The organism is Variovorax sp. M-6 (genome assembly GCF_052114385.1).
In the GTDB taxonomy this organism is placed as follows: domain Bacteria; phylum Pseudomonadota; class Gammaproteobacteria; order Burkholderiales; family Burkholderiaceae_C; genus Variovorax.
Map to the genome: position 1 here is coordinate 25,058 of NZ_JBFREQ010000014.1, position 23,315 is coordinate 48,372.

Consider the following 23,315-nt stretch of genomic DNA (forward strand, 5'->3'; position numbering starts at 1 on the left):
GCCATCGTCGCATTTCCTGCAGCGCGCAAGCGCCCTCGCCTTTGTCAGTCCACGCCGCCGACACCTCCCCCGCTGCCGCCGTTCTCAGCCTGATCGCCGAAGACATGGCCAGCGTCGATCTCGTGATCGCCCGCCGACTCGACACCGGCGTCCCGCTGGTGAGCCAGGTCTCCAAGTACATCATCTCCGCCGGCGGCAAGCGGCTGCGCCCGGCACTGCTGCTGCTGATGGCGGGCGCCCTGGACTATCGCGGCGAACAGCGCTTCAATCTTGCCGCCGTGGTGGAGTTCATCCACACGGCCACGCTGCTGCACGACGACGTCGTGGACGAATCCACGCTGCGCCGCGGCCGGCCCACCGCCAACGAATCCTTCGGAAACCCCGCCAGCGTGCTGGTCGGCGACTTCCTGTACTCGCGGGCGTTCCAGATGATGCTGGACGCCAACGACGTGCGCGTGATGCAGATCCTCGCGGAGGCCACCAACGTGATCGCCGAGGGCGAAGTGCTGCAGTTGATGAACATGCACGACGCCACGCTCGACGAAGAGGCCTACCTGAAGGTGATCCGCTCGAAGACCGCCAAGCTGTTCGAGGCCAGCACCCGGCTGGCCGCCGTGCTGGCCGGCGTGGCGCCCGAGGTCGAGGAAGCCTGCGCCGCTTACGGGCAGGCGCTGGGCACGGCCTTCCAGGTCATCGATGACGTGCTCGACTACGCCGGTGATGCCAACGAAACCGGCAAGAACGTCGGCGACGACCTGCGAGAAGGCAAGACCACGCTGCCGTTGATCCTGGCGATGCAGCGCGGCACGACGGATCAGCGCGCGCTGATCCGCACCGCCATCGAGGCTGGCGACACCACCCAACTGCCGCAAATCGTCGCCATCGTGCGCGAAACCGGCGCCCTGGAGGCCACGCGCGCCGCAGCGGCGGCCGAAGCGCAACGCGCCATCGACGCACTTCGTGGTTTTTCTGCAAATTCGCACTCCGCGGCTTTGCTACAATTGGCGGCTCAGTTGCTTGAGCGACGCGCCTGATCAACTCACGAGAGTGAGTGCCACGGACGATTCTCTTTTCTTGCAACCACCATCGGGGTGTAGCTTAGCCTGGTAGAGCGCTACGTTCGGGACGTAGAGGCCGGAGGTTCGAATCCTCTCACCCCGACCAGATTTCCGCCGAGGAAGTCGATGATTCGCATTGGCGGGCCGCCTTGGCCATCGCCAAAGTCGGTACGGCACAGGCCGCCGTCGCCCAACGTGCTGGGGCGATCGACCGACTCAGCCGCTTCGTGCGCCGGCAGCGTCCGAAAAGATAGCGACCGCACACTTGAGGCGCATTTCCAACGTTTGGGGCGCCCACATCGTTATAAAATCCGCCCCCAGACCGCTTCGCCGACCCTGCAGCTCGAATTCTTCCGGGACAAGCCCACTGGATAGGCTCCTTTCGCCCCCCTAGGGCCTTCGGGACGCACAGGCCGGGGGCTCGGATCCTTTTCACCTCAACCAGCCTTTCAGGGCTGTAATTGCCAAATGCTTCGCGGAACTGTTGCCGCGCGGCGATTTACAGCGCTTGGGCGATCAGCGATGATCGTGAAGCACATTTTCACGTTTCTTACATTCGTTGAATGGCCGCAGCCGAACCCTTAGTCAAAGAAAGCTCGCCGATCGCCCTGCCGGGACTCGCGCGCGCCCTCGTTTCGGCCGGAAAGCTCCCCGCCAAGACCGCGGAGGACATCTATCAGAAATCCCTCAGCGGCCGTACCAGCTTCATTGCCGAGCTGACCGGCTCCGGCGCGGTCTCGGCGGCCGACCTGGCCCATACGCTGTCGAGCGCCTTCGGCGCGCCGCTGCTCGACCTCGACGCCATCGATTCGCAGCGCCTGCCCAAGGACCTGCTCGACCCCAAGCTGTGCCAGGCCTACCGGGTCGTGGTGCTGAGCAAGCGCAACAACCGCCTCATCGTCGCGACCGCCGACCCCTCCGATCAACAGGCGGCCGAGAAGATCAAGTTCGCCTCGCAGATGGGCGTCGACTGGGTCATCGCCGAGTACGACAAGCTCTCCCGCATGATCGAGGCGGCGGCGGTGTCCGCCTCCGAGACCATCGACAGCATCATCGGCGCCGAGTTCGAGTTCGACGAGGTGACGGCCGATACGTCGAGCGAGAGCAACGACCCGGCGGTGGCCGAAGTCGAGGACGCGCCGGTCGTGCGCTTCCTGCACAAGATGCTGCTCGACGCCTTCAGCATGCGCGCCTCGGACATCCACTTCGAGCCCTACGAGCACAACTACCGCGTGCGCTTCCGCATCGACGGCGAGCTGCGCGAGATCGCCAGTCCGCCGACGGTCATCAAGGACAAGCTGGCGTCGCGCATCAAGGTCATCTCCCGGCTCGACATCTCCGAGAAGCGCATTCCGCAGGACGGCCGGATGAAGCTCAAGATCGGTCCCGAGCGCGTGATCGATTTCCGGGTCAGCACCCTGCCCACCCTGTTCGGCGAAAAGATCGTGATCCGGATCCTGGACCCGAGCAGCGCCCGCATGGGCATCGATGCGCTCGGCTACGACGCCGTCGAGAAGGAGCGCCTGCTCGCGGCGATCGGACGTCCCTACGGCATGGTGCTGGTCACCGGGCCGACCGGCTCCGGCAAGACCGTGTCGCTCTACACCTGCCTGAACCTGCTCAACAAGCCCGGCGTGAACATCGCGACCGCCGAGGATCCGTCCGAAATCAATTTGCCGGGCGTGAACCAGGTCAACGTCAACGACAAGGCCGGCCTGACTTTCGCCACCGCGCTCAGGGCCTTCCTGCGGCAGGATCCCGACATCATCATGGTCGGTGAAATCCGCGACATCGAAACCGCCGACATCTCGATCAAGGCGGCGCAGACGGGCCACCTGGTGCTCTCGACGCTGCACACCAACGACGCCCCGACCACACTCACGCGGATGCGCAACATGGGCATCGCGCCCTTCAACATCGCCTCCAGCGTGATCCTGATCACGGCCCAGCGCCTGGCGCGCCGCCTGTGCACGGTGTGCCGCACGCCGGCGGACGTGCCCCGGCAGGCCTTGCTCGATGCCGGCTTCGACGAGTCCGACCTGGACGGCACCTGGAAGCCCTATCACCCGGTCGGCTGCTCGGCCTGCAACGGCGGCTACAAGGGTCGCGTGGGCATCTACCAGGTGATGCCGATCACCGAAGAGATCCAGAAGATCATTCTTCGCGACGGCACCTCGCTCGACATCGCGAAGCAGTCCGAGGCCGAGGGCGTCAGGTCGCTGCGCCAGTCGGGGCTGCGCAAAGTCATGCAGGGACTGACTTCACTCGAAGAAGTGCTGGCAGTCACCAACGAATAACACGCGGCAACACGCGCATCAGCACGCAGAGGCGGATATCCCATGGCAACGGCAGCAGCATCGAACCGGACGCTCAAGGAGTTCATCTTCGAGTGGGAAGGCAAGGACCGCAGCGGCAAGACGGTGCGCGGCGAAGTGCGCGCCGCCGGCGAGAACCAGGTGCAGGCGGCGCTGCGGCGCCAGGGCATTCTCACCACCAAGATCAAGAAGCGCCGCATGCGCTCGGGCAAGGCGATCAAGCCCAAGGACATCGCGATCTTCACGCGCCAGCTGGCCACCATGATGAAGGCCGGCGTGCCCCTGCTGCAGGCCTTCGACATCGTCGGCCGCGGCAATGCCAATTCGAGCGTGGCCAAGCTGCTCAACGACATCCGCAGCGACGTCGAGACCGGCACCTCGCTGTCGGCGGCGTTCCGCAAGTTCCCGAAGTACTTCGACAGCCTCTACTGCAACCTGGTCGAGGCCGGCGAGGCCGCCGGTATCCTGGAGGACCTGCTCGACCGCCTGGCCACCTACATGGAGAAGACCGAGGCGATCAAGTCGAAGATCAAGTCGGCCCTGATGTACCCGACCTCGGTCGTGGTGGTGGCTTTCGTGGTGGTGGCGATCATCATGATCTTCGTGATCCCGGCCTTCAAGCAGGTGTTCTCCTCCTTCGGCGCCGACCTGCCGGCGCCCACGCTGATCGTGATGGCGATCAGCGAGTTCTTCGTCTCCTACTGGTGGCTGATCTTCGGCGTGATCGGCGGCGGCATCTATTTCTTCCTGCAGGCCTGGAAGCGCAACGAGCGCGTGCAGCAGGTCATGGACCGGCTGCTGCTGCGCCTGCCGATCTTCGGTGCCCTGATCGACAAGTCCTGCGTCGCGCGCTGGACCCGCACGCTGGCCACGATGTTCGCCGCCGGCGTGCCGCTGGTCGAAGCGCTCGACTCGGTCGGCGGCGCCTCGGGCAACTCGGTCTATGCGGAAGCAACTACCCGGATCCAGCAGGAAGTCTCGACCGGGACCAGCCTGACGACCGCGATGACCAACGCCAACCTGTTTCCGTCGATGGTGCTGCAGATGACTGCGATCGGCGAGGAGTCCGGCTCGATCGACCACATGCTGGGCAAGGCCGCCGATTTCTACGAGGCGGAGGTCGACGACATGGTGGCCGGCCTTTCGAGCCTGATGGAACCGATCATCATCGTCTTCCTGGGCGTGATCATCGGCGGCATCGTGGTCTCGATGTACCTGCCCATCTTCAAGCTCGGCCAGGTCGTCTGATGCTCGTTTCGCAGGGGGTGGACGCCGCGCTGGCCGGCGTGTTCGGGCTCTTGATCGGCAGCTTCCTCAATGTGGTCGTCTATCGGAAGCCCGTGATGATGTACCGCGACTGGCTGTTCGACGCCGTCGGCCATCTCATGACCCAGGGCGACGGCCGCTCCCTATGGACCCGGGCGCTCGGTCCCGCGTCGGCGGTGGAGTCCCGGCTCACGGCCGCGGCGGACGAGGCTGTGCCGGTCCTCGAGGCGCTGGCGCCGTTCGACCTCGCGCGTCCGGCGTCGCGCTGCGGCCACTGCGGTCAGCCGGTGCGCTGGTACCGCAACATCCCGCTGCTGAGCTATCTGGCGCTGGGCGGACGCTGCGGGGATTGCAAGGCCCGGATCAGCCCGCGCTACCCGATCGTCGAGGCAGTGGTCGGGCTGCTGTTCGCGCTGTGCGGATGGCGCTTCGGCCTCACGCCGATCGGTGCGCTCTGGGCCGCCTGCGCGGCGCTGCTCGTATGCCAGTTCCTGATAGATCTGGACACGCAGTACCTGCCGGACGACTACAACTACCTGCTGCTCTGGCTGGGCCTGATCGGCTCGGCCCTGGGCTGGACCGGGGTCCCGCTCGCCTCCGCCGTCTGGGGTGCGGTGGCCGGCTACCTGAGCCTGTGGCTGATCTACCAGCTCTACCTGCGGATCACCGGCAAGGAAGGCATGGGCTACGGCGACTTCAAGCTGCTCGCCGCGCTGGGGGCATGGTTCGGCGCGGAGTTCCTGCTGGCCGTGGTGCTCGTGTCCTCGCTCGTCGGCGCGGTGGTCGGCGGCATGCTGCTGGTGGCGGGCAAGCTCGCGCACAAGGACGTGCCCATCTCCTTCGGCCCCTTCCTCGCGGGTGCCGGCCTGGTCTGCCTGGTGGCGGGGCCGGCGCAGGTCATGGCCTGGCTGCCGTTCGCGTTCCCCTTCCGCCCCTGAGGCCAGCCATGCGCATCGGCCTCACCGGCGGCATCGGCAGCGGCAAGAGCACCGTCGCGTCGATGCTGGTCGGGCTCGGCGCGAAACTGATCGACACCGATGCGATCGCGCGCGCCATCGCCCAGCCGCATGGAGCGGCCATGCCGGCGCTGCAATTGGAATTCGGCGCCTCGGTGATCGCGGCCGACGGCGGCCTGGACCGGGCCCGCATGCGGGAACTGGTGTTCGCCGATCCGGCGGCGAAACGGCGGCTCGAAGCCATCCTGCACCCGCTGATCGGCGCCGAGTGCGAACGACAGGCGGCCACCGCGGAAGCCGGCCAGACCATCGTCTTCGACGTCCCGCTGCTGGTGGAATCGGGACGCTGGCGCACCAACGTCGACCGCGTGCTGGTGGTCGATGCCTCCGAGGCCACACAGCTCGAACGGGTGGTGGCACGCTCCGGCTGGACGCCCGACGCGGTCCGGTCAGTGATCGCCCAGCAGGCCGAACGCGGCCTGCGACGCGCGGCCGCCGACGCGCTGATCTTCAACGAGAAGCTCACGCTCGCGGAACTCTCCCTCGAAGTCCGGAGTCTTTGGGAACGGTGGACCGACGCGGACACGCGATAATCTCCGGTCCGCCGGCGCGTGCGCCAGATAACAAGAATGCGGCGCGGGAACGCCCTGCGGCACAGCTCTCCCCCCAAAGATGCTTTTCAATTCGTACGCGTTCATCTTTTTCTATTTCCCGATCGTTCTTTTCGGGTTCTTCCTGATCGGCAAGCGAAGCACGCGGGCGGCAGCCGGCTTTCTCGCGCTCGCATCGCTGTTCTTCTACGGTTGGTGGAGCATCCAGGCGCTGCCGCTGTTGGTGGGCTCGATCTGCTTCAACTACTGGGCCGGACTGCGCCTGACACGGGCTCCCGGCCGTACCGACGTCGCGCGAAAGCGCATGCTGGTGTTCTCGCTGGTGGTCAATCTGGGCGTGCTCGCCACCTTCAAGTACGCGAACTTCTTCGTCGGCAACGTGAACGACGGCCTGGCGGCGGCCGGCATCGCGCCGCTGCCGCTGCTGCACGTGGCGCTGCCGATCGGCATCTCGTTCTACACCTTCACGCAGATCGCCTTCCTGGTCGACTGCTGGCAGGACAAGGTGCACGAGCGCAGCTTCGTGCACTACGTGCTGTTCGTCACCTACTTCCCGCACCTGATCGCGGGGCCGGTGCTGCACCACGCGCAGATGATGCCGCAGTTCGCCAATCCGGCGACCTACCGCGTGGACTTCGACAAGATCTCGCTCGGGCTCGCGATCTTCGTCTTCGGCCTGGCCAAGAAGCTGCTGATCGGGGACCCGATGGGACAGTACGCGGACCTGATGTTCACGGGCGTCCACAACGGCGTGCAACCGACGACCGTGAGCGCCTGGTTCGGCGTCATGGCCTACACGCTGCAGATCTACTTCGACTTCTCGGGCTACTCGGACATGGCCGTGGGCCTGTCGCTGTGCCTGGGGGTGCAGTTGCCGCTCAACTTCAACTCGCCCTACAAGTCGACCAGCATCATCGAGTTCTGGCGCCGCTGGCACATCTCGCTGTCGACCTTCCTGCGCGACTACCTCTACGTGCCCCTGGGCGGCAACCGCAAGGGGCCGGCGCGACGCTACCTGAACCTGTTCCTGACCATGCTGCTCGGCGGCCTGTGGCACGGCGCCGCCTGGACCTTCGTCATCTGGGGCGCACTGCACGGCTTCTTCCTGATGGTCAACCATCTCTGGAACGCCAAGGTGCGGCGCCATGCCAAGCCGGGCCTGATCGCGCGCGTGCTGGGCTGGCTGCTGACCTTCGTCTGCGTGATGATCGCCTGGGTGGTGTTCCGCGCCGAGAGCATGACGGCCGCGACCGCGATCTACAAGGGCATGCTGGGGATGAACGGCATGACGCAGTCGATCTTCAGCGAGTTCGGCTCGATCCCCTACCGCAAGCCCGAGTTCTTCCAGACCATGCTGGTGGGTTTCATCATCTGCCTCGCACTGCCGCCGACCATCTCGCTGCAGCGCTGGGTCCCGCAGGCCCAGACACTGGCCGGGCGTCCTCGCCTGGCCTGGGTCTTCACCGCAGCAATGGCCGTGTTCACGGTCATCCTGCTGGGCGTTTGCGTGTCGAAGCTGGGCTCCTACAGCCCCTTCCTGTACTTCCAATTCTGAAACGAAATGCCCCCACGCTCATCGCTTCGCGTATCGCTGCCCCCGAGGGGGCACTCAGTGCCCTTCGGGCGGCCGGGGCAGACACTGACATGACCCCCGCAAAACTCTGGCTGCGGATCTTTCTGGCCGGCTTCGCCCTCATCTGCGGGCTGCTGATCGTGACGCTCAAGACCCCGCCCTTCTACGGCGACATGACCCGCATCGGCCTGCTGTCCGAAAACGCCTTCGGCTGGACCATCGAGCCGCCTCAGGTGCCGACCGAATACCTGCAGGCCTCCCCGGTCGCGCAGGCCGACGTCCTGGTCATCGGCGACAGCTTCTCGATGTCCAACCGCTGGCAGTCCGAACTCACGCGCGCCGGCTATCGGGTCACGACGATCTTCTGGGGCCAGATCGACGAAGCGCTGTGCAGCGACCTGAACGCCTGGCTCGACCAGGCCGGCTTCCGCGGCAAGCTCGTGATCGTCGAAAGCGTCGAGCGCCTGCTGGCCGATCGGCTCGCCAACACGCAGAAATGCGCCAAGATGCAGAAGCCCTTTTCGGCCGGCCTCAAGCCCTTCTTCGCCCCGCTCGACCATGTGCCGGCGCCCGCGATCAACTGGGACGGCAAGCTGACGTCGGGCCTCAACATCTATCGCAACACCGAAAGAGCACGCAAGGCCGACGGCGACTTCCTGTCCAACAAGCGCATCCTGGTGCGTCCGGTGGCCGACGGCTGCTCGATGTTCAGCAGCCGGCTGTGCGACCGGGCCCCGTTCTGGCCGGCCGACGACGAGAACGGCGAACTCACCGTGCAGCATGCCGCCCAGATGCGCGCCTTCGGCGAGTCCCAGCGCCCGCGCTCGATCCTCTGGATGGTGATTCCCAACAAGACCACGGTGTATGTCAAGCCGGAACATTCGAAAGATTTCGTGACTGCCTTCGACGAGGCCGGGCTCGGCCCCGACCTGTTCAGCCTCTCGCAAGAGAAGAAGAAGACGGTACTCGACTACTATTTCCCCAACGACACGCACCTGTCGATGCACGGACAGCTGGTCGTCGGCCAGCGCATGCTCGAGGCGGTTCGCAAGATCCTGCCTGTTGCGCCCTCGAAGGCCTCTTGACGCTATCATCTGCAACCGGAAGCCACCACGCGTGATCCTCTACGAGTACCCCTTCAACGAGCGCATCCGGACCTACCTGCGGCTGGAACACCTGTTTCGCCGTCTTGGTGAACTGGTGCCGGCCGACTCGCCGCTGCTGCATCACTACGCGCTCGTCACGATCTTCGAGATCATGGACGTGGCCGCCCGCGCCGACCTCAAGGCCGATGTGCTGCGCGATCTGGACAAGCACAAGAACGTCTTCAACAGCTACCGCGGCAATCCCGCGATCGCCGAGTCGGTGCTGGACCAGGTGGTGGGCAAGCTCGAGAGCAACTTCGCGACCCTCAACACGGTGCCGGGCAAGGCCGGCCAGGCCCTGACCGAGAACGAGTGGCTCATGAGCATCCGCAGCCGCGCCGGCATCCCGGGCGGCACCTGCGAATTCGACCTGCCGGCCTACTACACCTGGCAGAACCGCCGCGCCACCGAGCGCCGCGCCGACCTCGAACGCTGGTCGTCCACGCTCGCGCCGCTGGCCGAATCGATCTATCTGCTGCTCAAGCTGCTGCGCGACGCCGACGTGCCCTACAAGGTGATCGCGGCCCACGGCCAGTTCCAGCAAACCTTGCCGCAGGGACGCAGCTTCCAGTTGCTGCGCCTGCGCATCGATCCAAAGCTCGGGCTCATTCCCGAAATCAGCGGCAACCGGTTGATGGTGTCGGTGCGCCTGATGCGGCACGAGGCCGACGACCGGTTGCACCAGAGCACGGACGACGCGCCTTTCGAACTCACCCTCTGCGCATGAGTGTCGTGAATGCCCTCGGCGAGCGGATCGTCAGGTGCCCGGCGTGCGGGCAGGACAGTGTCTACGCGGCCAGCAACCCCTACCGGCCGTTCTGCAGCGCGCGCTGCAAGGGCATCGATCTCGGCGCCTGGGCCAGCGAGGAGTTCAGGATGCCCGCCGATGCGCCGCCGGACGACGATCCGTTCGGCGATCCCAAGCGGCAGTAGGCCTAGGCCGCAGGCGGCTCGAAGGCCAGGCCGCGCTCCTCGGCCAGCCAGCCCAGCACCGGGAGCGCGCCCGGCAGCACCGGTGCGACATCCAGCGGCAGTTGCTGCCAGCACATCGCCTGACCCTCGCGCATCTCGAACTCGCCCGCCCATCGCGTGACCTTGCACCAGTGCAGCCGCACCAGCGCGTGCGGGTAGTCGTGCTCGGTCACCTTCCAGACCTCTGCGCCGCCGATCGTGATGCCGAGCTCCTCGTGCAACTCGCGGCGCAGGGCCTGTTCGACGGTCTCGCCGGCTTCGAGCTTGCCGCCCGGGAATTCCCAGTAGCCGGCATAGGGCTTGCCCTCGGGCCGGGTCGACAGCAGCAGCGCGTCGTCCTCGCGGATCAGGATGCCGACCGCGACCTCGGTGTGCTTGCGCGAACCCGTCATGGCCACCTCAGGCGCGCCCGGCGTAGTCGCGCGCGAACTGGTAGGCCACGCGACCGCTGCGCGAGCCGCGCTCGAGCGCCCACACCAGCGCCTCCGGCCGAGCGGCCTCGACCGCCTTGGCATCGACGCCGAAAGAGGAGAGCCACTGGGCGACGATCGCCAGATACTCGTTCTGGCTGAACGGATAGAAGCTGACCCAGAGGCCGAAGCGCTCCGACAGCGAGATCTTTTCCTCGATCACCTCGCCCGGATGCACTTCGCCGTCTTCCGTGTGGGTGTAGCTGAGGTTGTCCTTCATGTACTCGGGCAGCAGGTGGCGCCGGTTGCTGGTCGCATAGATCAGCACGTTGGGCGTCGACGCGGCGATCGAGCCGTCGAGGATCGACTTGAGCGCCTTGTAGCCCGGCTCGCCCTCGTCGAAGCTCAGGTCGTCGCTGAAGACGATGAACTTCTCGGGACGACCCGAAACCACCTCGACGATGTCGGGCAGGTCGGTCAACTCGGCCTTGTCGACCTCGATCAGGCGCAGTCCCTGCGGCGCGTAGGCCTGCAGGCAGGCGCGAATCAGGGACGACTTGCCGGTGCCGCGGGCACCGGTCAGCAGCACGTTGTTGGCCGGCTTGCCCTCGACGAACTGGCGCGTGTTGCGCTCGATCTTTTCCTTCTGGACGTCGATTTCCTTCAGCGCGTCGAGCGACATCGCCGCCACGTGGCGCACCGGCTCGAGCGTGCCGTGGCCCGAGCTGCGGCGGCGGTAGCGCCAGGCGATCGAGGCATTCCAGTCGGCGGGTGCCGAAAGCGGCTGCGGGAGGATCGATTCGATGCGGCCGATGAGTTGTTCGGCGCGTTCCAGGAGGCGTTCGAACTTCTCGTTCATGACCGGTAGTCGGCGTTGATGGTGACGTAGTCGTGGCTCAGGTCGCAGGTCCAGACCGTGTCGGCGGCGCTGCCGCGGCCCAGCGCGATGCGCACCGTGATCTCGCTCTGCTTCATCACGCGCTGGCCGTCTTCCTCGCGGTAGCTCGGGTTGCGTCCGCCCTTGATCGCCACATGCACGTCGTCGAGATAGAGGTCGATCCCGGTCTGCTCGAGGTCGGCGATGCCGGCATAGCCGACGGCCGCCAGGATGCGGCCCAGGTTCGGGTCGCTGGCATAGAAGGCGGTCTTGACCAGCGGCGAATGGGCGACCGCATAGGCGACCTGCCGGCACTCGGCCGCATCCTTGCCGCCCTCGACCCGGATCGTGATGAACTTGGTCGCGCCTTCGCCGTCGCGCACGATGGCCTGGGCCAGCTGGCGCGCGACGTTCTGCATCGCTTCCACCAGGGCGCGGCCTTCGGCGGATTCGAGCGAGCTGATGGTGGCGTGCGCCGCCTTCTGCGTCGCGATCACGACGAAGGAATCGTTGGTCGAGGTGTCGCCATCGATCGTCACGCGATTGAAGGAGGCATCGGCCAGCGCCTTGGCCAGCGGCTGGATCAGCGACGGGTCGATCTTCGCATCGGTGGCCATGAAGCCGAGCATGGTCGCCATGTTCGGCCGGATCATGCCGGCGCCCTTGCTGATGCCGGTGATCGTGACGTTCGCGCCGCCGATCTGTACCTGCTGGCTGAAGGCCTTGGGCACCGTGTCGGTGGTCATGATGCCTTCGGCCGCGCGCGCCCAATGGCCGGGCGCGGCATCCGCGAGGGCGGCCGGCAGGCCGGCTTCGATGCGGTCGATCGGCAGCGGCTCCATGATCACGCCGGTCGAGAAAGGCAGGATCTGCTCGGGCGCGAGATTCAGGTGGCGCGCGAGCGCGATGCAGGTCGCCCGCGTGCGCGCCAGGCCGTCCTCGCCGGTGCCGGCATTCGCGTTGCCGGTGTTGATCAGCATCGCGCGAATGCCGAAATCCTTGGCCAAATTCTCGCGGCAGACCTGGACCGGCGCGGCGCAGAAGCGGTTCTGCGTGAACACGCCGCCGACCGCGGCGCCTTCGTCGATCAGCACCACCGTGAGGTCCTTGCGGTTGGCCTTGCGCACGCCCGCTTCGGCCACGCCGATGCGCACGCCGGGCACCGCATGCAGCGCGGCAGGGTCGGGAGCGGAGAGATTCACTGGCATGAGGAAATCCTGGTCGTTGCTGTCAGGTGAGCTTGCCGTGGCACTGCTTGAACTTCTTGCCGCTGCCGCACGGACACGGATCGTTGCGGCCCACGCGCGCGAAGGCTGCGGCACCGGCACTCAGGCCGGCGGCCGCCTGGCGGCGCAGGCTTTCCTCGTCGACCCGGACCTCGACCTCGCCGGTCTCGGTCGGCGCCGTATAGGTGATGTTGGCGAGGTTCTCGCCGCGGCTCTCCATCGCCTCGGCAGCTTCCTCGAGCTGTTCGCCGGACTGCACGCGCACCGTCATGAGCTGGCGCGTGACCTCGTTCTTGACCGAGTCGAGCAACTGGCCGAAGAGCTCGAAGGCCTCGCGCTTGTATTCCTGCTTGGGCTGTTTCTGCGCATAGCCGCGCAGGTGGATGCCCTGGCGCAGGTAGTCCAGCGAAGCCAGATGCTCGCGCCAATGGGTGTCGATGCTCTGCAACAGCACCATGCGCTCGAACTGCGTGAAGTTCTCCTGGCCGATCAGCGCGACCTTGGCGCTGAATGCCTCGTTGCCGGCGGCGACCACCTTCTCGACCACGTCCTCGTCGCCGATCGCGGTCGCGGCTTCGACTTCCTTTTGCAGCGGGATCTGCAGGCCCCACTCATCGGCCAGCGTCTTCTCGAGGCCGGCCAGCTGCCATTGTTCCTCGACCGATTCGGCCGGCACGTACTGACGCACCAGGTCGGTGAAACAGCCTTCGCGCAGCGCCTCGATCTGCGCGCTCATGTCGGTGGCGTCGAGGATGTCGTTGCGCTGCTGGTAGATCACCTTGCGCTGGTCGTTCGAGACGTCGTCGTACTCGAGCAACTGCTTGCGCACGTCGAAGTTGCGCGCCTCGACCTTGCGCTGCGCGCTCTCGATGCTGCGGGTCACGATGCCGGCCTCGATCGCCTCGCCGTCGGGCATCTTGAGGCGGTCCATGATGGCCTTCACGCGGTCGCCCGCGAAGATGCGCATCAGCGGGTCGTCCAGGCTCAGGTAGAAGCGCGAGGACCCCGGGTCGCCCTGGCGGCCCGAGCGGCCGCGCAGCTGGTTGTCGATCCGGCGCGACTCGTGGCGCTCGGTGGCGATGATGCGCAGGCCGCCGAGCGACTTCACGAACTCGTGGTCCTTGTCCCACTCGGCGCGCAGCCGTGCGACTTCTTCGGCCTTGGCGGCGGCGTCGATGGATTCGTCGGCTTCCACCGCCTCGATCGCCTTCTCGACGTTGCCGCCGAGCACGATGTCGGTCCCGCGGCCCGCCATGTTGGTCGCGATCGTGATCATCTTGGTGCGGCCCGCCTGGGCCACGATCTCGGCTTCGCGCGCATGCTGCTTGGCATTCAGCACCTGGTGCGGCAGGCCGGCCTTCTCGAGCAGGCCGTCGATGATCTCGGAGTTCTCGATCGACGAGGTGCCGACCAGTACCGGCTGGCCGCGCTCGTAGCACTCGCGGATGTCCTGGATCGCGGCGTCGTATTTCTCGCGCGTGGTCTTGTAGACGCGGTCCAGCTGGTCCTCGCGCCGGCTCTGCCGGTTCGGCGGAATGATCATGGTCTCCAGACCGTAGATCTCCTGGAATTCGTAGGCCTCAGTGTCGGCCGTGCCGGTCATGCCGGCGAGCTTGGCGTAGAGCCGGAAGTAGTTCTGGAAGGTGATCGAGGCCAGGGTCTGGTTCTCGGCCTGGATCTCGACGCCTTCCTTGGCTTCCACGGCCTGGTGCAGGCCATCGCTCCAGCGGCGGCCGGTCATCAGGCGGCCGGTGAATTCGTCGACGATCACCACCTCGCCCTGCTGCACCACGTAGTGCTGGTCGCGGTGGTAGAGATGCCGCGCCCGCAGCGCCGCATTCAGGTGGTGCATCAGCGTGATGTTGGCCGGGTCGTAGAGCGAAGCGCCCTCGGGCAGCAGCTTGAACTCGGACAGCACCTGCTCGGCCTTCTCGTGGCCGTCCTCGGTCAGGAACACCTGGTGGGTCTTCTCGTCGACCGTGAAGTCGCCGGGCTTGGTCACGCCTTCGCCGGTGCGCGGATCGGCCTCGCCTTCCTGCTTGACCAGCAGCGGCACGACCTTGTTGATCGCCAGGTAGAGCTCGGTGTGGTCCTCGGCCTGGCCGCTGATGATCAGCGGGGTGCGCGCCTCGTCGATCAGGATCGAGTCCACCTCGTCGACGATCGCGTAGTTCAGCCCGCGCTGGACCCGATCGCCCGGCTCGTAGACCATGTTGTCGCGCAGGTAGTCGAAGCCGTACTCGTTGTTGGTGCCGTAGGTGATGTCGCTGCCGTAGGCCTGCTGCTTCTCCTCGCGCGGCATTTGCGGCAGGTTGATGCCGACCGACAGCCCGAGGTAGTTGTAGAGGCGGCCCATCCACTTGGCGTCGCGGCTGGCGAGGTAGTCGTTGACCGTGACCACGTGCACGCCCTTGCCCGTGAGCGCATTGAGGTACACCGGCAGCGTGGCCGTCAGGGTCTTGCCCTCGCCGGTGCGCATTTCGGAGATCTTGCCGTTGTGCAGCGCCATCCCGCCCAGCAGCTGGACGTCGAAATGGCGCATCTTCATGATCCGCTTCGACGCTTCGCGCACCGTGGCGAAAGCCTCGGGCAGCAGGTCGTCGAGCGATTCGCCCTTGGCGACGCGGTCCTTGAACTCCTGCGTCTTGGCGCGCAGCGCCTCGTCGTCGAGCTTCTCGAAGGACGGTTCCAGCGCGTTGATGCGTTCGACCGTCTTGCGATACTGCTTCAGGAGCCGGTCGTTGCGACTGCCGAAAATTTGGGTCAGGAAGTTGGTGGCCATGAATGGAGATCGATGCACACTCGCCGGATGCGGGCGCCTCGACCGAAGTCCCTAAGATAGACGGAGAACGAACTTGGGCGCGCTTTGCCAAAAGACAAGCGGACCGGCCCGCAGGATTGCCGGCAAACCGCTCATTTTAGCCGCCTTGCCCCGACCTTCCCGACCATTGTCCATTGCCCATGAATCGCCGCCATCACGCCATCACCCTGCTCGAGGCCGCCGAGGGTTCTCCCACCCTCGCGAGCCTGGCCGCGCGGGCCCGCGATGCCGGCGACCGGCTGGCCGCGGTGCAGGATCTGATCCCGCCGGAGATGCGTCCCGGCATCCAGGCCGGGCCGGCCGAGGGCGACGTCTGGTGCATGCTGGTCTACGGCAGCGCCGCGGCCGCCAAGCTGCGCCAGTTGGCGCCAATGCTGCAGTCCCGGCTCAAGTCGCGGGGCTGGGAGGTCGCGACCATCCGGATCAAGGTGCAGTCGCGGCGCTGAATGCGCCCTTGGCCTTCAGAGCTGCGCGATCGCCAAGCCCAGCGTGAGCGCCACCGACGTTCCGAAGATGGCCAGACCCACGCTGCGTCGCCGGTGGGTCAGCATCCACAACGCCACGCCCGAGATCGACAGGAAAATCAGGCTGCCCGCCAGTGTGTCGACCAGCAGGATCCACGCCACCGGCATGCCCGTACCCTTGTGCATGTTGGCCAGCGTCGCGACGAAGCCGTTGCGGGTGGTCGTGACCCCGACCGAGCGGTTGCCGCGCCAGTAGTCGGCCTGCACGACGGCGTCGGGCCCGCCGAAGTTGAATACCCAGCGCTCGGGCTGCATCAGCGGGTCGGCATGGCCATTTTCGCTCCAGGCGACCGCCCGGGCGGGCTCGGTGCGCATCGAGTTCGGCGGGCCCTTCTGCTCGAGCGCACCCTGCAGCCAGACCGCCATGTCCTGCGCACTGGCAGGCGCCGGATCGGGGAGCGCCAGTTGGGCGTTGATGCGCTGCTGCGCCATCGGCAGCTTCAGCACGGCACGGTGGTTGAGCCAGATGCCGGCGGTGCCGAAGATCAGCCCGAGGATCGCACCCCAGAGGCCGAACCAGCCATGGGTCTTGCGGATCCATTGAATGACGGTCGCGCGGCGTTGCAGCGCGCGGCCGCGCGTGTCGGCGGCGGCGGAGGCGTTCAGTGAGGAGGCCATGCGTTCAGCGTGCTGGCGCGCTGAGTTCGAAAAAAGTGGTGCCGCTTGTCGGAATCGAACTGACGACCTACCGCTTACAAGGCGGTTGCTCTACCAACTGAGCTAAAGCGGCGGGATTCGGATTTTAGCGGCCCCGGGCAGGCCCGGCCGCGATGCTCACTTGATCCGCTTGAGCGACGGCCGCGCGCCACCACCGGCGGGCGGCCGCGGTGGCTCCTCGGGGTTGGTCGGCGTGCTGTTCGGTTCGACCGGGTCCTCCCCCTCGCCGGACACGAGATGCACCACCTTGCCGGCGTCGCCCTCGGTGCCGCGCGACGCATCGCGCAGCGGCGTCCGGGTCGAGGCCGCGGCCGACGGGGCCGTGGGGGCCGTGGGGGCCGGAGCGGCGCTGCCGTCAGCCCGCGCCGGCGCTGGCGCCGGGAAAGCCATGCCCTGCCCGTTCTCGCGCGCATAGATCGCGATCACGCGCCCGACGGGGACGCTGATCTCGCGCGCCGTGCCTGCGAAACGGGCCTTGAACTCGATGAAGTCGTTGCCGAGCTTGAGCGAGCTGGTGGCGTCGAAGCTGATGTTCAGCACGATCTCGCCGTTCTTGACGTACTCGCGCGGCACCTGGACCGTGTCGTCGACCTGCACCGCGACATACGGCGTGAAGCCGTTGTCGGTGCACCATTCGTACAGCGCCCGGATCAGGTACGGGCGGGTGGAGGACGACTCGAGCGCGTTGATCATGAGCGGCGGCGCCAGCGCATTACTTGCGCATGACCTTTTCGGACGGCGTCAGCGCCTCGATGTAGGCCGGACGCGAGAAGATGCGCTCGGCGTACTTCAGGAGCGGCGCGGCGTTCTTGCTGAGGTCGATGCCGTAGTAGTCGAGACGCCACAGCAGCGGTGCGATCGCGACGTCGAGCATCGAGAAGTTGTCGCCCAGCATGTACTTGTTCTTGAGGAACACGGGCGCCAGCTGCGTCAGGCGATCGCGGATGTGCGCGCGCGCCTTTTCGATCGCCTTCTCGTTGCCCTTGGTCGTGCGGTTCTCGAGCGTGGAGACATGCACGAACAATTCCTTCTCGAAGTTGAGCAGGAACAAGCGCACGCGCGCACGGTCGACCGGATCGCCGGGCATCAGCTGCGGATGCGGGAAGCRCTCGTCGATGTACTCGTTGATGATGTTCGACTCGTACAGGATCAGGTCGCGCTCGACCAGGATCGGCACCTGCCCGTACGGGTTCATCACATTGATGTCTTCAGGCTTGTTGTAGAGGTCGACGTCGCGAATCTCGAAATCCATGCCTTTCTCGAACAGCACGAAGCGGCAGCGATGGGAAAAGGGGCAGGTCGTTCCCGAATACAGGACCATCATGGCGAAAGACTCCTAAAAATCAAAAAGAGTGGGTCGCGTTCGCAACCCACTCTGCGGGACCGGACGCACGAGGCGACCGATCGGCGTGGAATTACTTGACGTCTTTCCAGTACGAGGCATTCAACCGCCACGTGAAGACCACCGCCATGAGCAGGAACAGCAGCACCCAGACGCCGACGCGGATGCGGGTGTTCTGCGCCGGCTCGGCCATCCACTGCAGATAGTTCACGAGGTCGCCCATGGCCTGGTCGAACTGCATCGGCGTCATGGCGCCGGGGCTCACTTGCTCCCAGCCCTTGAACACTTCGGTTTCATGGCCGTTGGCTTCGACTTTCTCGAAGACCGGGCGGCGCTCGCCCTGCAGTTCCCACATCACGTGCGGCATCGCCACGGCCGGGAACGCCAGGTTGTTCCAGCCGGTGGCCTTGGTGTCGTCGCGATAGAAAGTGCGCAGGTAGGTGTAGAGGTAGTCGGCACCGGTGCCGCCATGGCCGGCACGCGAGCGCGCCACCAGGGTCAGGTCGGGCGGAACCGTGCCGAACCATTCCTTGGCCTGGTGCGGATCCATGTTGACCTTCATGGTCTCGCCGATCTTGTCGGTCGTGAACAGGAGGTTGTCCTTGATCTGCTGGTCGGTGATGCCGAGGTCCTGCAGCCGGTTGAAGCGCATGAACGCCGCCGAGTGGCAATTGAGGCAGTAGTTGACGAACAGCTTGGCGCCGTTCTGCAGCGAGGCCAGGTCGGTGGTGCGGTTGGGCGCCTTGTCCCAGGCGATGCCGCCTTCGGCAGCTTGCGCGCCCGTGACGATGCCGAGCGCCGCGATCAACGTGAGGATCAGTTTCTTCATTCTTGTTGTCTCCCGGTCAGTGAGCGTTGAAAACCACGCGCTCGGGGACCGGCTTGAATTCGCCGAGGCGGCTCCACCACGGCATCAGCAGGAAGAAACCGAAATAGAAGAGCGTTCCGATCTGCGACACGCGTTCGCCGATCGGCGACGGCGGCTGCACGCCGAGATAGGCGAGCACCACGAAGTTGACGACGAACACGCCGTAGACATACTTGTGCCAGCTCGGGCGATAGCGGATCGACTTGACGGGGCTGTGATCCAGCCACGGCAGGAAGAACAGGATGATGACCGCGCCACCCATCACCACCACGCCCCAGAACTTGGCGTCGATCGACAGCATCATCGCGACCACGCCGACGGCGACGACCGCGACACCGGCCTTGATGAAGGCGGGGAAGCGGGCCTTCAGGACGCCGTAGGCGGCCGCACCGACCACGCAGGCGATCAGCGCATACATCATCTCGCTGGTGATGGCACGCAGCATCGAATAGAAGGGCGTGAAGTACCAGACCGGCGCGATGTGGTTCGGCGTCTTGAGCGAATCCGCCGGGATGAAGTTGTTGTACTCGAGGAAGTAGCCGCCGGCCTCGGGCGCGAAGAAGATCACGGCCGAGAAGATCGTCAGGAACACCACCACGCCGAAGATGTCGTGCACCGTGTAGTACGGGTGCGACGGGATGCCGTCGACCGGATGGCCGTCGGCGCCGCGGTTGGCCTTGATCTCGATGCCGTCGGGGTTGTTGGACCCCACTTCGTGCAGCGCGATCAGGTGGGCAACCACCAGGCCGAGCAGCACCAGCGGCACGGCGATCACGTGGAAGCTGAAGAAGCGGTTGAGCGTGGCATCGCTCACCACGTAGTCGCCGCGGATCAGCAGCGCGAGGTCAGGGCCGACGAAGGGGATCGCGGCGAACAGGTTGACGATCACCTGGGCACCCCAGTAGCTCATCTGGCCCCAGGGCAGCAGGTAGCCCATGAAGGCCTCGGCCATCAGGCACAGGAAGATCGCGCAGCCGAAGATCCAGATCAGCTCGCGCGGCTTGCGGTAGCTGCCGTACATCAGGCCGCGGAACATGTGCAGGTAGACCACGATGAAGAAGGCCGAGGCCCCCGTCGAGTGCATGTAGCGGATCAGCCAGCCCCAGGGCACGTCGCGCATGATGTACTCGACCGAGCCGAACGCCAGCGCGGCGTCGGGCTTGTAGTGCATCACGAGGAAGATGCCGGTCACGATCTGGATCACGAGGACCAGCATCGCGAGCGAGCCGAAGATGTACCAGAAGTTGAAGTTCTTCGGCGCGTAGTACTTGCCCCACTGGTCGTTCCAGAGCTTGGTCAGCGGGAAGCGGTTGTCGACCCAGTTGAGCAGCTTCTCGCCGGCGGGTGCGTTGGGGGAGATTTCGTTGAATTCAGCCATGTCTTTCTCCTCAAGCCTTCTTGTCGTCGCCGATCAAGATGCGCGTATCGGAGAGATACATGTGCGGCGGCACCGGCAGGTTGTCGGGTGCCGGCTTGTTCTTGAAGACGCGGCCGGCCAGGTCGAAGGTCGAGCCGTGGCAGGGGCACAGGAAGCCGCCTTCCCAGTTGTCGGGCAGCGAGGCCTGCGGGCCAGCCTGGAGCCTGTCGATGGGCGAGCAGCCCAGGTGGGTGCAGATGCCCACGACCACCAGGATCTCGGGCTTGATCGAACGGTGATCGTTGCGCGCGTAGGCCGGCGTGAACTCGTCGGGGTTGCGCTTGGATTGCGGATCGGCCAGCAGCGGGTCGAGCTTGGGCAGCTCGGCGACTTGTGCCGGCGAACGCTTGAGGATCCAGACCGGCTTGCCGCGCCATTCGACGGTCATCTTCTCGCCGACCTGCAGGGCACCGATGTCGGCTTCGACCGGGGCGCCGGCAGCCTTGGCTTTTTCGGACGGCTGGAACGAGCTCACGAACGGCACGGCCACGGCCACACCACCCACTGCGCCTGCGCAGCCTGATGCGATCAACCATGTCCGCTTGCTGGTGTCGATCCGGGGTCGGCCGGCGGTGCTCACGGTACTGTCACTCATGGGGATCCTCAATCTTCTTCGCTAGGGGCTTGGGTCAACCCGCGATTGTAGCGGAGCGTAAGAGGCGTTTTCAACGTCGGCGAGGCGCGTGACGCGAGCCTTCGATCGGACACCGAAACGAAGGCCCGCCCCTATACTGGCCGCCGTTCAAAAACAATCCCGGAAGAGGTGCCCGACATGAGCTTTCTGAAAGAGTTCCGCGAATTTGCCGTCAAGGGCAACGTGATCGACCTGGCGGTCGGCGTGATCATCGGTGCGGCCTTCGGCAAGATCGTCGACTCGCTGGTGAGCGACATCATCATGCCGCTGGTCGGCCTCATCTTCGGCAAGCTCGACTTCTCGAATCTCTACATCGTGCTCGGGCCCAGGCCGGCCGGCGTGGCCGACACGCTGGTGGAACTCAAGAAGGCCGGCGCACCGGTGCTGGCCTACGGCAACTTCATCACCATCGCGGTGAACTTCGTGATCCTGGCCTTCATCATCTTCCTGATGGTCAAGCAGATCAACAAGCTGCGCAAGACCAGCGAGGCGGCGCCGGCGCCCACGCCCGAAGACACCGTGCTGCTGCGCGAGATCCGCGACAGCCTCAAGCGTTCGTGAGGCCTTGCGGGACTGATTGAAAGAAAGCCCCGCGCAGCCTCAACGCCCACGCGACAGCGACCGCGCCATCCGCACGGCCTCGACCAGGCTCGAGGCATCGGCCCTTCCGCTGCCCGCGATGTCGAACGCGGTACCGTGGTCGGGACTGGTGCGCACCAGCGGCAGTCCGAGCGTCACGTTCACGCCTTTCTCCACGCCCAGGTACTTGACCGGGATCAGTCCTTGGTCGTGATACATCGCGATCACCACGTCGAACTCGCCGGCGCGATCGGCCCTGGCACGGGCGCGCATGAAGACGGTGTCGGGCGCGTGAGGCCCGTCGGCGTCGATGCCTTCGGCCCGCGCGGCCGCGATCGCCGGCGCGATGATGTCGCGCTCCTCGGAGCCGAACAGGCCACCCTCCCCCGCGTGCGGATTGAGGCCCGCCACGCCGATCCTCGGCGCCCGCCCGAGCACCGCGCCGAGCGACTGGTGCGCGATGCGCAGCGTCTGCAGCACGCCATCGAAGCTCACGGCTTCGATCGCCTGGCGCAGCGACATGTGGATGCTCACGAGCACCGTGCGCAGCTCGTCATTGGCAAGCATCATGCGCACCGGCACCTCGGACAGCGGCCGACCGAGATGGGCGGCCGACTCGGCCTGCAGCAGTTCGGTGTGGCCCGGATAGGGGAAGCCGGCCGCCGCGAGCGCTTCCTTGTGCAGGGGCGCAGTGACGATCGCGGCGATCTCGCCGCGAAGCGCAGCGCGTGCGGCCCACACCACGCAATCGCCGGCGATGCGTCCGGACGCCGCACTGATCGTGCCGTGCGCGATCGGCGCGTCCGGCGGCGCGACCACCTGCAGCACGGGGATGCAGCCCGGCGGGACGTCGCACGTATCGCGCGCCGACTCGATCAGAACGACCGGCAAGGCCGGGGCACCGGCGGCCGCGATCGCCTGCGCGGCACTGCGCACGATGCCGACGTCGCCGGCCACGAAACATCCGCTCAGGTCGTCGGCCGTATCGCGAAAGGCCTTCGCGATGATCTCGGGCCCGATGCCCGCGGGATCGCCGAGCGTGACAGCAATGGGAGACAAGGATTCGAAGCTCACGCCGGATTGTCGATGTCGATGAATTCGTGCGCGAGCCCCAGTTGCGCCGCCACGTGGGCCGCCACGGCCGGGGCGCCATAGCGCTCGGTGGCGTGATGGCCGCAGGCCAGGAAGGCAACGCCCAGCTCGCGCGCGTAGTGGACCTGGGGCTCCGAGATCTCGCCCGTGATGAAGGCATCGGCGCCGGCGGCGATCGCGGCCTCGAAATAGCTCTGGGCGCCGCCCGTGCACCAGGCGACGTTGCGGATCGGACGCTGCGCGCCCTCCACCAGCGTGACCGGCTTGCCGAGCGCTTTCTCGACATGCGAGGCCAGCGCCTTCGCGCTCGCGAAGCTCTCGCCGTTGTCGCGTGCGCCGAGGAAGCCGAGCTCCTGCTCGCCGAAGCGGCCGGCCGAACCTGCGTGCGCGACCAGGCCGAGCCGGAGCCCGAGCTGCGCGTTGTTGCCGAGCTCGGGATGGGCGTCGAGCGGCAGGTGATAGGCGAACAGGTTGACGTCGTCGCCGAGCAGCAGGCCGAGGCGCTGCCGCATCCAGCCCGTGACGCGGCCGTCCTGGCCGCGCCAGAACAGCCCGTGGTGGACGAAGATCGCGTCCGCTTCGGCGCGGATCGCGGCTTCGATCAGGGCCCGGCTCGCGGTCACGCCGGAGACGATCTTGCGCACCTTGGTGCGGCCTTCGACCTGCAGGCCATTGGGCCCGTAGTCCTTGAAACGCGCGGGCGCAAGCAGCAGGTCGAACGCATGCAGAAGTTCGTGGCGGGTCGTGCTCATCGCGCCATTGTGGCCCGGCCGGACGCCGACCGCATCGCATGGCCGCGTGCCGCGCAGGAGAAGGCCCGGCGGGGGTTCCAATCGCAGGGCCTCGAAAATTAAGGGTTTTCCCTAATTCCACGATGCACGTTGGGACGGGGCAACGGAACCGGACGGCGGAAGCCTTGAGGGACAATCGGAGCTTGCGCGCCGGCGACGGCGCAACGCCCTCCCTCCATGT

At 66.2% G+C, this 23,315-nt stretch carries 23 protein-coding genes and 2 tRNA genes; 12 read left to right on the plus strand and 13 right to left on the minus strand.

Features of this window, described 5'->3' with window-relative positions:
- Positions 1-41: 41 nt before the first annotated feature.
- From AB4Z46_RS17025 to AB4Z46_RS17070, 10 genes are all read left to right on the plus strand, one after another.
- Positions 42-1,034: a polyprenyl synthetase family protein gene (locus AB4Z46_RS17025; protein ID WP_442284693.1), complete on the plus strand. Its 993-nt coding sequence runs from the start codon at positions 42-44 to the stop codon at positions 1,032-1,034.
- 53 nt (positions 1,035-1,087) lie between these two features.
- A tRNA-Pro gene (locus AB4Z46_RS17030) sits at positions 1,088-1,164 on the plus strand.
- 457 nt (positions 1,165-1,621) lie between these two features.
- Positions 1,622-3,355 (plus strand): type IV-A pilus assembly ATPase PilB, encoded by a 1,734-nt coding sequence (gene pilB, locus AB4Z46_RS17035; RefSeq protein ID WP_442284694.1) that lies wholly within the window; start codon positions 1,622-1,624, stop codon positions 3,353-3,355.
- A 42-nt stretch (positions 3,356-3,397) separates the two neighbouring features.
- Positions 3,398-4,621, plus strand: a complete 1,224-nt coding sequence (locus AB4Z46_RS17040; RefSeq protein ID WP_442284695.1) for a type II secretion system F family protein — start codon at positions 3,398-3,400, stop codon at positions 4,619-4,621.
- A complete protein-coding gene (locus tag AB4Z46_RS17045; RefSeq protein WP_442284696.1) occupies positions 4,621-5,577 on the plus strand; it encodes a prepilin peptidase in 957 nt (318 codons plus the stop codon). The genes AB4Z46_RS17040 and AB4Z46_RS17045 overlap by 1 nt, the downstream gene beginning before the upstream one ends.
- 8 nt (positions 5,578-5,585) lie before the next feature.
- Positions 5,586-6,188 (plus strand): dephospho-CoA kinase, encoded by a 603-nt coding sequence (gene coaE / locus AB4Z46_RS17050; RefSeq protein WP_442284697.1) that lies wholly within the window; start codon positions 5,586-5,588, stop codon positions 6,186-6,188.
- Between the two features lie 79 nt (positions 6,189-6,267).
- The gene (locus AB4Z46_RS17055; RefSeq protein WP_442284698.1) at positions 6,268-7,761 is read left to right on the plus strand and encodes an MBOAT family O-acyltransferase; all 1,494 of its coding nucleotides are present in this window, start codon (positions 6,268-6,270) and stop codon (positions 7,759-7,761) included.
- Between the two features lie 89 nt (positions 7,762-7,850).
- Entirely contained in the window at positions 7,851-8,864 is a 1,014-nt protein-coding gene (locus tag AB4Z46_RS17060) for a hypothetical protein (protein WP_442284699.1), read from the plus strand.
- 31 nt (positions 8,865-8,895) lie between these two features.
- Positions 8,896-9,651, plus strand: a complete 756-nt coding sequence (zapD, locus tag AB4Z46_RS17065) for a cell division protein ZapD (RefSeq protein ID WP_442284700.1) — start codon at positions 8,896-8,898, stop codon at positions 9,649-9,651.
- On the plus strand, positions 9,648-9,857 hold the full coding sequence (locus tag AB4Z46_RS17070) for a DNA gyrase inhibitor YacG (protein WP_442284701.1): 210 nt from the start codon (positions 9,648-9,650) through the stop codon (positions 9,855-9,857). Before zapD ends, AB4Z46_RS17070 begins: the two co-directional genes overlap by 4 nt.
- A 2-nt stretch (positions 9,858-9,859) precedes the next feature.
- Here the strand turns inward: AB4Z46_RS17070 and AB4Z46_RS17075 are convergent, their stop codons facing one another.
- The 4 genes from AB4Z46_RS17075 to secA are packed head-to-tail and all read right to left on the minus strand — an operon-like array spanning position 9,860 to position 15,191.
- On the minus strand, positions 9,860-10,288 hold the full coding sequence (locus AB4Z46_RS17075; RefSeq protein ID WP_442284702.1) for an NUDIX domain-containing protein: 429 nt from the start codon (positions 10,286-10,288) through the stop codon (positions 9,860-9,862).
- Between the two features lie 7 nt (positions 10,289-10,295).
- Positions 10,296-11,165 (minus strand): ATP-binding protein, encoded by an 870-nt coding sequence (locus AB4Z46_RS17080; protein ID WP_442284703.1) that lies wholly within the window; start codon positions 11,163-11,165, stop codon positions 10,296-10,298.
- On the minus strand, positions 11,162-12,391 hold the full coding sequence (gene argJ / locus AB4Z46_RS17085; protein ID WP_442284704.1) for a bifunctional glutamate N-acetyltransferase/amino-acid acetyltransferase ArgJ: 1,230 nt from the start codon (positions 12,389-12,391) through the stop codon (positions 11,162-11,164). The genes AB4Z46_RS17080 and argJ overlap by 4 nt, the downstream gene beginning before the upstream one ends.
- A gap of 22 nt (positions 12,392-12,413) precedes the next feature.
- Positions 12,414-15,191: a preprotein translocase subunit SecA gene (gene secA, locus AB4Z46_RS17090; RefSeq protein WP_442284705.1), complete on the minus strand. Its 2,778-nt coding sequence runs from the start codon at positions 15,189-15,191 to the stop codon at positions 12,414-12,416.
- A gap of 179 nt (positions 15,192-15,370) precedes the next feature.
- On the opposite strand from secA, the gene AB4Z46_RS17095 reads away from it, so the two are divergent.
- Entirely contained in the window at positions 15,371-15,676 is a 306-nt protein-coding gene (locus AB4Z46_RS17095) for a hypothetical protein (RefSeq protein WP_442284706.1), read from the plus strand.
- A 15-nt stretch (positions 15,677-15,691) separates the two neighbouring features.
- On the opposite strand, the gene AB4Z46_RS17100 is transcribed toward AB4Z46_RS17095, so the two are convergent.
- From AB4Z46_RS17100 to petA, 7 genes are all read right to left on the minus strand, one after another.
- Positions 15,692-16,372 (minus strand): PepSY-associated TM helix domain-containing protein, encoded by a 681-nt coding sequence (locus AB4Z46_RS17100; protein WP_442284707.1) that lies wholly within the window; start codon positions 16,370-16,372, stop codon positions 15,692-15,694.
- Positions 16,373-16,408: 36 nt separating this feature from the next.
- Positions 16,409-16,484 (minus strand) — tRNA-Thr (locus tag AB4Z46_RS17105).
- Between the two features lie 44 nt (positions 16,485-16,528).
- Positions 16,529-17,104, minus strand: a complete 576-nt coding sequence (locus tag AB4Z46_RS17110; RefSeq protein ID WP_442284708.1) for a ClpXP protease specificity-enhancing factor — start codon at positions 17,102-17,104, stop codon at positions 16,529-16,531.
- Between the two features lie 19 nt (positions 17,105-17,123).
- A complete protein-coding gene (locus AB4Z46_RS17115; protein ID WP_442284709.1) occupies positions 17,124-17,735 on the minus strand; it encodes a glutathione S-transferase N-terminal domain-containing protein in 612 nt (203 codons plus the stop codon).
- A gap of 91 nt (positions 17,736-17,826) precedes the next feature.
- Positions 17,827-18,582 (minus strand): cytochrome c1, encoded by a 756-nt coding sequence (locus tag AB4Z46_RS17120; protein ID WP_442284710.1) that lies wholly within the window; start codon positions 18,580-18,582, stop codon positions 17,827-17,829.
- Positions 18,583-18,598: 16 nt separating this feature from the next.
- Positions 18,599-19,999: a cytochrome b gene (locus tag AB4Z46_RS17125; RefSeq protein ID WP_442284711.1), complete on the minus strand. Its 1,401-nt coding sequence runs from the start codon at positions 19,997-19,999 to the stop codon at positions 18,599-18,601.
- Positions 20,000-20,009: 10 nt separating this feature from the next.
- Complete coding sequence (petA, locus tag AB4Z46_RS17130; RefSeq protein ID WP_442284712.1) at positions 20,010-20,633, minus strand: ubiquinol-cytochrome c reductase iron-sulfur subunit; 624 nt, start codon at positions 20,631-20,633, stop codon at positions 20,010-20,012.
- A gap of 177 nt (positions 20,634-20,810) precedes the next feature.
- Here petA and mscL point away from each other — a divergent pair, with 177 nt between their 5' ends.
- Positions 20,811-21,233, plus strand: a complete 423-nt coding sequence (gene mscL / locus AB4Z46_RS17135; RefSeq protein WP_442284713.1) for a large conductance mechanosensitive channel protein MscL — start codon at positions 20,811-20,813, stop codon at positions 21,231-21,233.
- 39 nt (positions 21,234-21,272) lie between these two features.
- On the opposite strand, the gene pdxA is transcribed toward mscL, so the two are convergent.
- Positions 21,273-22,325 carry a 4-hydroxythreonine-4-phosphate dehydrogenase PdxA gene (gene pdxA, locus AB4Z46_RS17140; protein WP_442284714.1) on the minus strand — a complete coding sequence of 351 codons (1,053 nt, stop codon included), beginning with the start codon at positions 22,323-22,325 and terminating at the stop codon, positions 21,273-21,275.
- A complete protein-coding gene (locus AB4Z46_RS17145) occupies positions 22,322-23,095 on the minus strand; it encodes a Nif3-like dinuclear metal center hexameric protein (RefSeq protein ID WP_442284715.1) in 774 nt (257 codons plus the stop codon). Before AB4Z46_RS17145 ends, pdxA begins: the two co-directional genes overlap by 4 nt.
- Between the last annotated feature and the right edge of the window lie 220 nt (positions 23,096-23,315).

Bases quoted from the DNA above. Each gene is read 5' to 3' on its own strand.
- pilB (WP_442284694.1), top strand. From the start codon at position 1,622: ATGGCCGCAGCCGAACCCTTAGTCAAAGAAAGCTCGCCGATCGCCCTG.
- AB4Z46_RS17040 (WP_442284695.1), top strand. From the start codon at position 3,398: ATGGCAACGGCAGCAGCATCGAACCGGACGCTCAAGGAGTTCATCTTC.
- AB4Z46_RS17045 (WP_442284696.1), top strand. From the start codon at position 4,621: ATGCTCGTTTCGCAGGGGGTGGACGCCGCGCTGGCCGGCGTGTTCGGG.
- coaE (WP_442284697.1), top strand. From the start codon at position 5,586: ATGCGCATCGGCCTCACCGGCGGCATCGGCAGCGGCAAGAGCACCGTC.
- AB4Z46_RS17055 (WP_442284698.1), top strand. From the start codon at position 6,268: ATGCTTTTCAATTCGTACGCGTTCATCTTTTTCTATTTCCCGATCGTT.
- AB4Z46_RS17060 (WP_442284699.1), top strand. From the start codon at position 7,851: ATGACCCCCGCAAAACTCTGGCTGCGGATCTTTCTGGCCGGCTTCGCC.
- AB4Z46_RS17070 (WP_442284701.1), top strand. From the start codon at position 9,648: ATGAGTGTCGTGAATGCCCTCGGCGAGCGGATCGTCAGGTGCCCGGCG.
- AB4Z46_RS17075 (WP_442284702.1), bottom strand. From the start codon at position 10,288: ATGACGGGTTCGCGCAAGCACACCGAGGTCGCGGTCGGCATCCTGATC.
- AB4Z46_RS17080 (WP_442284703.1), bottom strand. From the start codon at position 11,165: ATGAACGAGAAGTTCGAACGCCTCCTGGAACGCGCCGAACAACTCATC.
- argJ (WP_442284704.1), bottom strand. From the start codon at position 12,391: ATGCCAGTGAATCTCTCCGCTCCCGACCCTGCCGCGCTGCATGCGGTG.
- secA (WP_442284705.1), bottom strand. From the start codon at position 15,191: ATGGCCACCAACTTCCTGACCCAAATTTTCGGCAGTCGCAACGACCGG.
- AB4Z46_RS17095 (WP_442284706.1), top strand. From the start codon at position 15,371: ATGAATCGCCGCCATCACGCCATCACCCTGCTCGAGGCCGCCGAGGGT.
- AB4Z46_RS17100 (WP_442284707.1), bottom strand. From the start codon at position 16,372: ATGGCCTCCTCACTGAACGCCTCCGCCGCCGCCGACACGCGCGGCCGC.
- AB4Z46_RS17110 (WP_442284708.1), bottom strand. From the start codon at position 17,104: ATGATCAACGCGCTCGAGTCGTCCTCCACCCGCCCGTACCTGATCCGG.
- AB4Z46_RS17120 (WP_442284710.1), bottom strand. From the start codon at position 18,582: ATGAAGAAACTGATCCTCACGTTGATCGCGGCGCTCGGCATCGTCACG.
- AB4Z46_RS17125 (WP_442284711.1), bottom strand. From the start codon at position 19,999: ATGGCTGAATTCAACGAAATCTCCCCCAACGCACCCGCCGGCGAGAAG.
- petA (WP_442284712.1), bottom strand. From the start codon at position 20,633: ATGAGTGACAGTACCGTGAGCACCGCCGGCCGACCCCGGATCGACACC.
- mscL (WP_442284713.1), top strand. From the start codon at position 20,811: ATGAGCTTTCTGAAAGAGTTCCGCGAATTTGCCGTCAAGGGCAACGTG.
- AB4Z46_RS17145 (WP_442284715.1), bottom strand. From the start codon at position 23,095: ATGAGCACGACCCGCCACGAACTTCTGCATGCGTTCGACCTGCTGCTT.